Source organism: Nostoc paludosum FACHB-159 (assembly GCF_014698835.1).
Lineage (GTDB): Bacteria > Cyanobacteriota > Cyanobacteriia > Cyanobacteriales > Nostocaceae > Nostoc > Nostoc paludosum.
In genome coordinates this window covers 60,132-71,710 of the sequence record NZ_JACJTU010000031.1, presented here as the reverse complement: position 1 = coordinate 71,710, position 11,579 = coordinate 60,132, and the positions used below count along the sequence as shown (strand labels likewise).

8 protein-coding genes and 1 CRISPR repeat array are annotated in these 11,579 nt (G+C 38.0%); of the genes, 3 read left to right on the top strand and 5 right to left on the bottom strand.

The window, feature by feature from the left end; genetic code table 11:
• Positions 1-49: 49 nt before the first annotated feature.
• Complete coding sequence (gene cas3 / locus H6H03_RS26320) at positions 50-2,185, bottom strand: type I-D CRISPR-associated helicase Cas3' (RefSeq protein WP_190958005.1); 2,136 nt, start codon at positions 2,183-2,185, stop codon at positions 50-52.
• A gap of 308 nt (positions 2,186-2,493) precedes the next feature.
• Positions 2,494-2,694, bottom strand: a complete 201-nt coding sequence (locus tag H6H03_RS26315) for a hypothetical protein (RefSeq protein ID WP_190958004.1) — start codon at positions 2,692-2,694, stop codon at positions 2,494-2,496.
• Between the two features lie 635 nt (positions 2,695-3,329).
• Between H6H03_RS26315 and H6H03_RS26310 the strand changes: the two genes are divergently transcribed.
• Both H6H03_RS26310 and H6H03_RS26305 read left to right on the top strand, forming a co-directional pair.
• The gene (locus H6H03_RS26310) at positions 3,330-4,352 is read left to right on the top strand and encodes a helix-turn-helix transcriptional regulator (protein ID WP_190958003.1); all 1,023 of its coding nucleotides are present in this window, start codon (positions 3,330-3,332) and stop codon (positions 4,350-4,352) included.
• On the top strand, positions 4,249-6,183 hold the full coding sequence (locus H6H03_RS26305) for an RNA-guided endonuclease TnpB family protein (RefSeq protein ID WP_190958002.1): 1,935 nt from the start codon (positions 4,249-4,251) through the stop codon (positions 6,181-6,183). The genes H6H03_RS26310 and H6H03_RS26305 overlap by 104 nt, the downstream gene beginning before the upstream one ends.
• Before the next feature lie 414 nt (positions 6,184-6,597).
• A CRISPR array of direct repeats spans positions 6,598-8,387; the repeat unit is 37 nt; unit sequence GTTTCACATTAATGATTTCTGCTTGCGGGATTGAAAC.
• A 213-nt stretch (positions 8,388-8,600) separates the two neighbouring features.
• Here H6H03_RS26305 and H6H03_RS26300 read toward each other — a convergent pair.
• The gene (locus tag H6H03_RS26300) at positions 8,601-8,942 is read right to left on the bottom strand and encodes a hypothetical protein (protein WP_190958001.1); all 342 of its coding nucleotides are present in this window, start codon (positions 8,940-8,942) and stop codon (positions 8,601-8,603) included.
• Positions 8,943-9,131: 189 nt separating this feature from the next.
• Here H6H03_RS26300 and H6H03_RS26295 point away from each other — a divergent pair, with 189 nt between their 5' ends.
• Positions 9,132-9,794: a hypothetical protein gene (locus H6H03_RS26295; RefSeq protein ID WP_190958000.1), complete on the top strand. Its 663-nt coding sequence runs from the start codon at positions 9,132-9,134 to the stop codon at positions 9,792-9,794.
• A 208-nt stretch (positions 9,795-10,002) separates the two neighbouring features.
• Here H6H03_RS26295 and H6H03_RS26290 read toward each other — a convergent pair whose 3' ends face one another.
• Together H6H03_RS26290 and H6H03_RS26285 are read right to left on the bottom strand one after the other, a co-directional pair.
• Positions 10,003-10,938, bottom strand: a complete 936-nt coding sequence (locus H6H03_RS26290; RefSeq protein ID WP_190957999.1) for a hypothetical protein — start codon at positions 10,936-10,938, stop codon at positions 10,003-10,005.
• On the bottom strand, positions 10,931-11,560 hold the full coding sequence (locus tag H6H03_RS26285) for a ParA family protein (RefSeq protein ID WP_067777454.1): 630 nt from the start codon (positions 11,558-11,560) through the stop codon (positions 10,931-10,933). The genes H6H03_RS26290 and H6H03_RS26285 overlap by 8 nt, the downstream gene beginning before the upstream one ends.
• Positions 11,561-11,579 lie beyond the last annotated feature (19 nt).

Here is an 11,579-nt window from a genome sequence, read left to right as displayed (position 1 = left end):
GGCTTCGCTCAGTGACCACAGTCAACAGTCAACAGTAAATAGTCAACAGTTAAAAAATTGAAGATTCAAAGCGGTTGGTGCTGAATTTTTTTAAGCGCCACTTTAAAGCTTCTAGAAGTAATGCATCTTGATTGAATGCACAGGCGTAAGTTTGTTCGCTAGCGTCAACTAAGCGGTATAAGCCAAATAAAGGACTGAGGTTAAGGGTACGGCTGACTTCCCAATGGCTACTTTGTTTGTTTTTGTTGACTGGAACTAAGAAAGTAAGAAGTTTCTTTTGTCGCAAACAGTTAATTACATCAGCTTGTGGATGTCCGATGAGGGTTAATTTATCTAGCAAGTAAAGTTCGCCAATAGGTAATTCGCTGCTGAGATGATTGGTATGTAAACTCAGATGCTCAATTCGCTGTTCAACCCATGATTGAATACGAAGATAAACATTGATAAAATCATCGGGAAATTCTTCTTCACCTCTTCCTGAGTTATTAGCTGCATCTAAAAATGTCTCGCGGTCGATGATTTCTACTCGCGCATGAGGTAAAAGTCGTAGCAAGTCGTAAGTGTAAAAATTATTTTCATCCCAAACCGCAGCTTGGAGGGTGGAACCTCCCCGAAAGCTTAAAAGTTCTTTTTGGGTGGCTTTTTCGACATCAGTTTTCTGCTTTTTATACCAATAAGCCTGTTTTGATTCGATGCTTTGAGAGTATATGCGCTGCAAATCTTCCGTCATCTTTGCGCGTACAATTACACTAACATTTGCATTCTCTTGCGTCATGCGCCAAAACATTCCCTGTGCTTGTAATGCACCCCAACGCTGACGATATTCTTCAAACTCTTTGGGTGGGTTAAAAGCGTAGAGGATAGCATCTGCTAAAATCTCTCTGGTGACTTGCTGATGGGAACTGAGTTTTTCTTGCAGTCTCGCCATCACCCAAGGAGTATGACCAGGAATCAAAATAAATGCGGTGTAAGTATTAAAACCTGAATGTCTCCCTAATCTTCCCAAACGCTGCGTTACTGTTGCAGAGTCGCTACTTTCAAAAATCAACAGGTGAATTTTGAAGTCAACACCAACATCAACCGCAGATGTACCCACCACTAACACTGGCTGTTGTGCATTTTGCAAGTCGCTTTGTACTTGTAATCTTTGTCGTCTGTCGATACGTCCGCTAATTTCACGAACAATTACCCCTGGTAATAAAGCATCTAACAACCGAGTCACTTGACCAGCTTTTGCTACAGAATTAACTATAATTAATCCCCTAGCACAAGACTCTGCATTTAAAATTTGTCCAATGGTGGGAATCATTTCCTTTAACCATGTTTGAGTATCTGCATCCTTGGCTAATTCCACAAACTCTAACTCTACAGCTTGCAGAATTTGGCGAAATCCCGGCTTGGCTTCACTTGCATAAACTCCCTTTACCTCAGCTACCTTAAACCCAGCTGTGCGTAACTGTTGGATAAAATCGGGTTTTGGTGTGGCGGAAGTGAACAAAAACCGCCGGGGACGGAGTTGATTTTCTTGGCTGCGACGAATAAAAGCCAAACTATTTAACGCCGCTGTTTCTTGATGACTCCCAAAAATATGAAATTCATCAAATACCCACAAATCAGGCCATTCTGCCAATACTAATGGTAGTTGATCGCTACCATAAGCCGGATCACGATATTGAAAGTGAGTGATGTAATGGAAGATATCGGGGTTAGTTAGCAAAATTGGCTTTTGTTCAATCGCCAACAGTAACTCTTGAAATTTATTACTTTTAATTGCTTGCTTTACCCTTCTGCTTAATTCCGCACCAAATAAACGGTCTACTCGTTGAGCAGCATCTAACCCAAACAGTGCATGATATTTGTATTGTTGTTGCGCTTGGTCTTCTACAAGTTCAATTGTGGGATATAACCCCATGATGCGAAATTCAGGATTAATTAGGCTGGGTAAATTTGCACCCAGGGTTTTACCATCTCCAGTTGCTGCTTGATTACAGATAATATTTGCATCACCATGTATAATTTCATGATAAGTGTTTGCCTGGTGTGATGAAAGTGGACAGACACATCCTTCAGGTGGTCTAAGGTCGCTAGCTCTTTGTGTGACAAGGCATTGTGACTTACAGCCAAGGGGACAGTTCTCAACTCCTGAGTTGAGTTGAGAGTAAAGAGGTTGTAAAGAAAGCTTCACCTTACTTACCCTGTGTGATTTGCACCCAGTTTAATACTGGTTTCGGAAATGTTGTAGTCAAAATTTGATATCAATCGATATTTTTTTGAAGCTGTTGATATCGAATCGCTTAAATTGTTGAATAGCAGAGTGAGCCAGCAATTAAATTTCAATTGCTGGCGTATGATGGTACTCCTAAAAAGGAAAAATGAGGAAAACGCTACTTTGTGCTAGTTTTTACACTGCTGAAATTGGCTCTCCCCCAGAACTAGCACTTTTATTTAGATTAATGGCATCTTCCGCAAACTTCTTTTTGATGGAGTAAAAATCTAGCTTTCGTGCAACAAAGGAGGAATACAACTCTTTTCCTCTCTATACACTCTGCAAGCAGTTACAGAAACTTTTCTCCAAGCAGATACTTGGATTCGGTTAATGCTTCCTGTTGCTGTTGATTGTTCCAGCAATAAATCGTAACTTTGCTCAATATTGAGATGCAAAGTTGCTGAAACTGTACTATAATCATCTGACATAGGATATTTTCCTTTGTTTAATAGAAAACAAATTTCGAGGCAAACAGTGCTTTTATTGCCTCTAAAAGTAAAAAATTCCAAATGTCCTCCGTAGGAATGCCACTTCCTGCGGGGGGTTTTGCTTAATTTTTTACTCCTGATTAATTATTTAGCACGTAAATCTGTATCTAGTCAATACTTTTTACGAGTTTTTATTTGATTATATGTATTGTCACCAAAATTTTTCTCAAATCATGGTTATGCTTACTGATGTAATGGTATTGTTTTGATAGAAGAGGTAGTTTTGTTTAATATAGTGAGTTACTGCCAGCGGGATTGAAACACTGTCCATTTTATCAACTAACCTTTCAAATTAATGAAACCCGGCAACGGGATTGCAATATGATCGCCATCGGTCGCAAGTGGAAGTGATCGCGCATCATCCCACAGATCAGAACTGCGATCGCACTAAAATAAGTTATTTAGTCAAAACGACGACTTTGTTTAACAAGACGACGACTTTGATGTTCTTGCCGTCAAGAAGTCGTAGAATCGCGCAATTTTTGGCAGAACTAGTGAGTTAGCAAAGCCAAAATTTTCTGCTAAACTCTCAAGTTAATGATTCTTTGCCATCTGTAGGAATATCTTCCTCAAGTATGTCCGCCAAAAATGACGGCAATTACAATCAAATCGCCTTTGCTCTAGAAATCCTGAGACTTCTAGCCGAAAAGCCACGAAGATGCAAAGATTTAGAAGATTTACTTTTAACCTTTTTAGAAGAACATGGTAAATCAGCCGATAGTGCTGATATCAAGCAAAAAATTACACGCACGATTCGCAAACTCAGAGACTGCGGTATTGAAATTAAAAGCGGAACTCACAGCCCCTATGAACTAGTAGAGTCAAATTTTCCGGTTCTTTTATCAACAGAACAACGAGAAGCTCTAGCAGTAGCCGCATATTTCTTAGCTGATATGGGCTTTTCAGCACAAGCAAGCCAAATTCAACGCATTGGCAGCCTTACGGAATCAGACATTCCCTCATTTGTTAAAGTCGATTTTAGTCCTCCGGTTGATTATAGCGATCGCAATTTAGATGCAATCGTTCGCCAACTCCAAGAACGCTTTTTGCAACAATGCCGTTATACTATTCGCTATCAGAGCAAACCAGGAACAGAAGGACGAATCTGGGATATTGACCGTTCCGAACTGCGGCTGCATGATGGTCTTCTCTATCTATTTGCTTTTATACCTGACTGGCGTTCTTGGCGGTTTGACTATTGGCATAACATCGACCAAAACCATATCTTCCGACTCGATAAACTTGTCAGTGTGGGCGCTGCATCTGATACTCGTTGGGTTTCCTGCGACTTTCCTAATATGAAAGTACGCTATCGTACTAGCGGGCAATTGGCTAACTACAAACCTCGACGGAAAGATGAAGTGGTTGTTTACAGTGACCCAGAAGGAAAATTTCGTGAGATCGAAGCGACCATAGATTATTGGTTTTGGTTTCGGCAACGCATTCTAAAATATGGCGAAAATGTTCAGATATTAAGCCCGCAACTGTTGGCTGATGAAATCAAAAAAGAGTATAAAAAGATATGGGAAAACTTATCAGCAGATGAAAACGGTAAAAATCAAAGTTCAATTAACTCCAGAGCAAATTATCCAATATAACCAGTTTTTAGAAGAGTTAACTTGGTTGTGGAATAAGCTGTTAGCAAATCAGCTACATAATCACTGCCTCACTTGGTATAAATGGGCTGATAATAAAAGTAAAGAAATTTCAGAAGCACTAAAAGTTAAAATAGAACAGGAAAAAATAAATAGTTCAACCAAGTCAAGTAAAAACAAACGTAAAAAATCAAAATTGGATACTAGCATTTTAGATGAGTTTTCACCCTTTGATTTAACTGGTATTATTAAATGTCCCTTACAGTTTGGTAATTCTGCATTTTTAGGTGCTGCTTGCAGAATAGCAACTGGTGGTAACTATTGGGAAAAAGACGAATCTATCAAAATTGCTTATAAAAACAGTAAAGGTGAAATTGGCTATAAACATGGTTATAAGTTAGTCAAAGGAGATAAACCCTACACTCCCATTAAACCAGAAGCGCATAGCTATCGTTTAGCAATTACTGATAAAAATGAGCAACGGCAGTTAAAACAATCATCTGTTTTCGATCATCTAGGTTTATTAAATAACATCCGAAAATTTGAAAATTTACCAAATTTATCTATAAAAACTGATTTTGTTAGTGGAATAATTCAAGAACATTTTGATGTTGCTTGGAAGGCATTTCTAGATCCAAAATTAATAAATCGTAAAAAGCTTAGATTTAAAAGTAAGGAAGATTTAGTAAAAACTATCATAAATAACCAAAACCCCCCAAAAATCAATTTTGCTCAAAATACGATTAGTATTCGTGGATTAGGTAAAGTTCAAGTAATTGATAAGAGTTATCAACAAAGGTTAGAAAAGGATGGTTATATCCCGCGTACCTATACATTAACTAAGAAACCTTCAGGTTATTACGTTTGCATTACTATTGCACATCCATTAGTTAAAGAGAAGAAAAAATTAAAAGATAAGTTACCTAATGTTGGTAAGATTCACGGTAAAGATTCACAAGAATATATTGATATACAAAATAGAATCAAAGAAATAGATGAAATTATAGCAAAAGAAGGATATAAATCAAAACATAAATTAGAGCGTGAAATCTCAGCAGGGATTGACCCAGGTGTAAAAGCTGTTATTGCTTCAGATCACGGGGCATTATTTAGACCTAATCTTAAACGCGAGCGTATAGAAGTTCATATTGAAAAAATTCAAAATCAGCTTTCTAAAATCCGATTAATAAATGATACTAAATGGAAAGAAGCTGGTAATGTTGGCAAACGCCCACAAACTAAAAATGAAACCAAATTGCAAGCTAAAATTAGCCGCCTTCATGAAAAAGCAGCTAATTCGACAAATGCTTTTAATCATAAGCTTTCTTCACGTCTAGCACGCACTTATAATGCTATCGCTTGGGAAGATACACAAATACAAAACTTGATGAAACAATGCGATCCAAAACTATCTGGTGAGCATCAAGGTTACGAGCAAAACGGTGCAACAGCAAAAGCTGGACTGAATCGTATCCTAAAAATCCGTTCTTTAGGAGATTTAAAAGCAAAGACTAAGCATAAATTAGAAAAATTAGGCGGTAAATTTGAAGAACCATCAGCTTATAACTCATCAAAGATTTGCTATTTATGTGGGCAAGAAGGAAACAGAAACGAGCAACATATATTTCTTTGTCAAAATTTAGTATGTACTAATTTTAATATCAGTGTACAAGCTGATATTAATGCCGCTATCAACCATAAAAATAACGCTGGATTAGGCGAAGCATCTGAAATTAAATATCAAACTCAAAGGCTCAAATATAAACGTATTAAAAGATTTAAACACAGAGACAAAAGCAAAAAAAATGTTGACAAATTTAATCAAAAGATGTAGAGTGAATTTATACAGTACCGCAGTTTGATGGCGGAAAAATTTCAGTTTTAATACTGATAAAGATGACTCGAAGGGAAACCAAAGAGTAAGGTTAAGAGGCGACTCTTACCATAGACAAGCCGGAATTATGGCTTGCAGTTCTTCAATTTAGAAATCATTAATTCTGTTTTTGCAGTAAGTCTGTACCTTGAAAATTGAAAATTTTTGAGTATCTTCAAAAATTTTGGCAAGAGAAAGCACGGGCAAAAACCCCCTAGTTCCCGCCAAAAATCTATAACCCTTGTGGTTCAAGGAATATAGCTTATAAAGCTCGACTGGTTTATCGATTACTCCGTGGCTGAAATGAACTTTTCTACCTCCCCTGCCAAAAATAGTTATACAAAGCTAGATTGTTAAGGGTTTAAGCTTTTTGGGGTTTCACATTAATGATTTCTGCTTGCGGGATTGAAACACCTTCCCAATATTTAAATTATTCTGTTTATTCACCCAAGTTTCACATTAATGATTTCTGCTTGCGGGATTGAAACTGGCGATGGATCTGGATGGGAGGAATATGGGTGGCAGGTTTCACATTAATGATTTCTGCTTGCGGGATTGAAACACTTAGATAAGTTAACTAAATAATCATATACTTTATGTTTCACATTAATGATTTCTGCTTGCGGGATTGAAACCAATACTGCGGCGAACTGCTGATATAAGGCAGCAAGTTTCACATTAATGATTTCTGCTTGCGGGATTGAAACAAGAATAAAAGTTGTTACCAAGTTTAGAAAGTGCGAGTTTCACATTAATGATTTCTGCTTGCGGGATTGAAACCGATACCTAATGGAGAAAGAAAAACTAACTTGACGTTTCACATTAATGATTTCTGCTTGCGGGATTGAAACATGTTTTCACAAGCTGACTCAATGCCCAATTCGGAGACAAAGGTTTCACATTAATGATTTCTGCTTGCGGGATTGAAACTCCAGTTAGTAATATCTTCACGGGAGATTATGAGTTTCACATTAATGATTTCTGCTTGCGGGATTGAAACTAAAGTCATCACTTACCCCCGCAGCACGGGCACGGTTTCACATTAATGATTTCTGCTTGCGGGATTGAAACATGAAAGATCCACTAGATTTCATAGAGTTGACCCTGAGTTTCACATTAATGATTTCTGCTTGCGGGATTGAAACTTGTTGAAGATGCAGTTACACAAGCAACTATTACAAGTTTCACATTAATGATTTCTGCTTGCGGGATTGAAACTAGAAAGTTCCACATCTCTAAATGTTTTTGTTTGGTTTCACATTAATGATTTCTGCTTGCGGGATTGAAACCTGCGAATCCAAGCGACAAGGCAGAAAGCAATCAGTCGTTTCACATTAATGATTTCTGCTTGCGGGATTGAAACAAGAAAAAATTAACCAATTGGCGGGATTAAAACAAGTTTCACATTAATGATTTCTGCTTGCGGGATTGAAACTACGTAAATTCAACTCTTCCCTCTCCATTAAGTGGTTTCACATTAATGATTTCTGCTTGCGGGATTGAAACCTTTTTCTGCTGGTACAAATTTTATTACTCAGACTACTACATGTTTCACATTAATGATTTCTGCTTGCGGGATTGAAACTTATCGGAAGAGGGGTCTTCCAACCACTTGTATAAGTTTCACATTAATGATTTCTGCTTGCGGGATTGAAACTTTCTTGGTTACTTCGTATTGGCGTTGATTTTGAAGTTTCACATTAATGATTTCTGCTTGCGGGATTGAAACATTGACCCAATCCTGACGAGAGAAATCCAACTTGGGTTTCACATTAATGATTTCTGCTTGCGGGATTGAAACGGTTTAAACATGACTAAAACAGTGGAACTACCGAAGTTTCACATTAATGATTTCTGCTTGCGGGATTGAAACCGCTGCGCTTTGATTTAGCTCGCGTCCCATCTGGGAGTTTCACATTAATGATTTCTGCTTGCGGGATTGAAACATGACACCGCTGTTGTAGTTCCTGCTACTACAACAGTTTCACATTAATGATTTCTGCTTGCGGGATTGAAACCTTACATCAGCTTTTTTTATTCAGATAATAGCAAAGTTTCACATTAATGATTTCTGCTTGCGGGATTGAAACGATTACGGCTTCCTTATTATTGAAACTAACGACCGCAAGTTTCACATTAATGATTTCTGCTTGCGGGATTTCTGTTAATGGTTGTTGTGGTTCTGTAATTTTACTTTCAATAAATTCTAAGTCTAGTATGATTTCTGTTCCATCTGGAATATTATGAAGTTGTTCTAATATTTCAATATTTTGACCACGTTTGATACCTCTAACCTTCATATTTAATTATCTTTTATAATTATTAGTTTACTGATGATTGATAATGGTTGGTAAAAAAAAAGCCACAATGTAGATTTTTTAAGATTCAATAATTAATTCAGAAACTTTATCCAGTAACTTCTGCTGACAAGCATCAAACCATTCTTGAATCAATTTATCTTTACCATTTGGAACTTCATAAAACCTGAAAGACATACCACTACTTCTAGATATTCTGACAACTCCTGACAGGTCTAATGTTTCCTGATTGATTTTAGCGGATATTTCTAATGGTATAGATACAGATTCGAGTTCTTTTTTAGATGGGAGTTCTGATGGAATTCCTCTGCTTTCTGCTGTTTTTTTCGCCAGTTCTAAATCTTTCAACGCTTCAGCTTGTCCTGTAGATCTTAGTTCCACACTAAAATCATATTGATTCATTTGTTATTTCCTCCATTAATTAATCATAACAATTGACAACTAATAACCAACCATCAACCATGATTTGTTTTTAAATATACTAACCGAAATTGCTACTTAAGTGAAAAGGAACAAGCAAATAGTTTGAGTTGTTCTTCAGTACGCAGTAAGCTAGCTAAAGAAGGGTCTTGCTGAAGCGCGGGTGTTTTAATGGCTATAGAACGGGAGTCGGTAAATTTTAAACTGCCCAAATCTTTAGTTGAATTGCTCAGAACCGAAGCAAAAAAACGCAACACCTCAGCAACAGACTTGGTAGCGCAGGGTTTGCATCACATCCTGGGTCAGACAGAAGTTGCTGACCATCGTATAGAAGATGTTCTACACCAGATCATTAACCGACTCTCGGCACTGGAAGCAAATCAGGTAAATAATACTTCGAGTATAGAAAGCAGTATAGAGAACCGCTTACAGCAAATTGAGACTGTTTTGGAGCAGATCAGCCAAAGTATAGAACAAGGTATAGAATCAACAGCCACGCAGCAACAAGCGCAACAATTAAATAAACTGGAAGAAAAGTTAGAAACCGTCGCCAAGAGCCTTGCCCAACTTAACAATGCCCTTGGGCAGCTTCGACAAAATGCTAATACAGCCAAGAGGCGATTTTCATCTTATCAGTTTCATGGTCAATCAGTAGAAATTCAGTCCTTAACAGGGGAAAATCTAGCTCGAAGATTGGGTGTTGATGAATTAAGCCTTTCTACAGAGCGAAAAAACAAGAGTCCATCAGAGTTCGAGTCATGGAGCCGCCATCGAGACCCCGCTTCCCGTGGCTGGCGCTTTGGTGATGATGGATTATATTACCCAGTGAAGTGATGTCAATTGAGGCGATCGCTTGAAGGATTTTGTTTTTCTATTTGTGAAGTTAAAGCTGCAAACCCCTATCCTTAGAGCGTCCTTGCTAGATCGCTTAACCTTTATTTGTCTAAATCTGACTCATCAAAGGAAGTGAGATCGACAGCGATGATTACACATGAGGCAAGATAAATTCATAAAAGACTCTGTAAGTTACAAACTCTGTAAGTTACAAATTTAATGAGCTTCGTAACTCATCTTCTGTAGTACCTTGAAGTTCCGAAGCTTTACTCAGCAGTAAATCCACTGCAACACGAATCAAAGTATTATCTGTAAGTCTCTCGCCACCTTTCACCCGTTTCGTTCTATTTAATTTCCGGGTGAGATCGGTAAGTGCATCAATCTGATCCTGTCTCAATCGTGTTTCCTTACGCTCCAATTTTAAATACTTTGGAAGTTCGGTACTCTGTAAGTCTGTATCTTTCAAACTTTGTAACTCTGTAGTTTTGTTGACTTCTTCACTCTTCTGCTCAATAGCAATTTCCGTAGAAGAAACAGACTCTGAATCTTTATTAGTCTGTAAGTCTGTAAAATTGGGAGTCTGTTGTTCTGTACCTCTTTCTTCTACTTCATTTGGAGTTTTCAGTGAACTTACAGAATTTGGAACTTCCGAAGTCTGTAAGTCTGTAAGAGTGGGAGTCTGCTGTCCTGTAACTTCTTCTGTTGTTGAGTCTGTTCTATTTGAAGATTCTGGCTGACTTACAGGCTTTGTAATTACCGAAGTCTGTAAGTCTGTAAGATTGGGGGTCTGTTGTTCTATACCTCTTTCTTCTACTTCACTTGGAGTTTTCAGTGAACTTACAGAATTTGGAACTTCCGAAGTTTGTAAGTCTGTAAGATTGGGAGTCTGTTGCTCTGTAACTTCTTCTGTTGTTGAGTCTGTTCTATTTGAAGATTCCGGTTGACTTACAGGCTTTGTAATTACCAAAGTCTGTAAGTCTGTAAGATTAGGAGTCTGTTGTTCTGTACCTCTTTCTTCTGCTTCACTTAGATTTTCTAATAAACTTTCCGGCTTTGTAACTTCCGAACTCTGTAAGTTCGGTTCTCTGATTTTCTGCGTTTCTTCATGAACAAGATCGGATAAACGACGACGTGCTTTAGCCATGAGTATTCACCTCTCTTAAAAGCTCATCAGCAATACGCCGATAATCCCCTTCAGCTTCACGAGCTACTTTTCCCCTAACTTGAGTAATTGGTATGCCATCAAGAGCCGCTTGTTCATGAACAGCATAAGCCCTAACAAATCCGTTAAATGCAGGAATACCCCCTTGCATCAATGCTTGTTGAGCATCAAGCGCCTTACCTAAACTACGCGGATCAACACGGGTTAATAAAACTCGAAACTTAACTTTTGCTGGCATTATTGATGCTTGTACTGTTTCAATTAGCGCCTGGAGATCCATTGGGGCTGGCGGAGAAGGCAGCACAACAAAATCAGCCGCATCGATAGTAATTTTCAGTGCATCAAAGTGGAGTGCTGGCGGAGTGTCCACAATAATAAAATCAAAGCCTTTGACCTTTTTAAGTTTTAATAACTCATTCGTATCTGTTTCTTTAGCTAATTCAAAATCTCGCTCATTGCGCTCTGCCCACCAAGTAGCAGAACCTTGAGGATCTGCATCTACCAACAATACTTTTGATTTCTCAGCAAGGATGGCTGCTAAATTGACGCTAGTTGTCGTCTTAGCCGATCCCCCCTTTCCATTCACAATAGCAATAATACGCACATCCTGACTCCGTAACTTT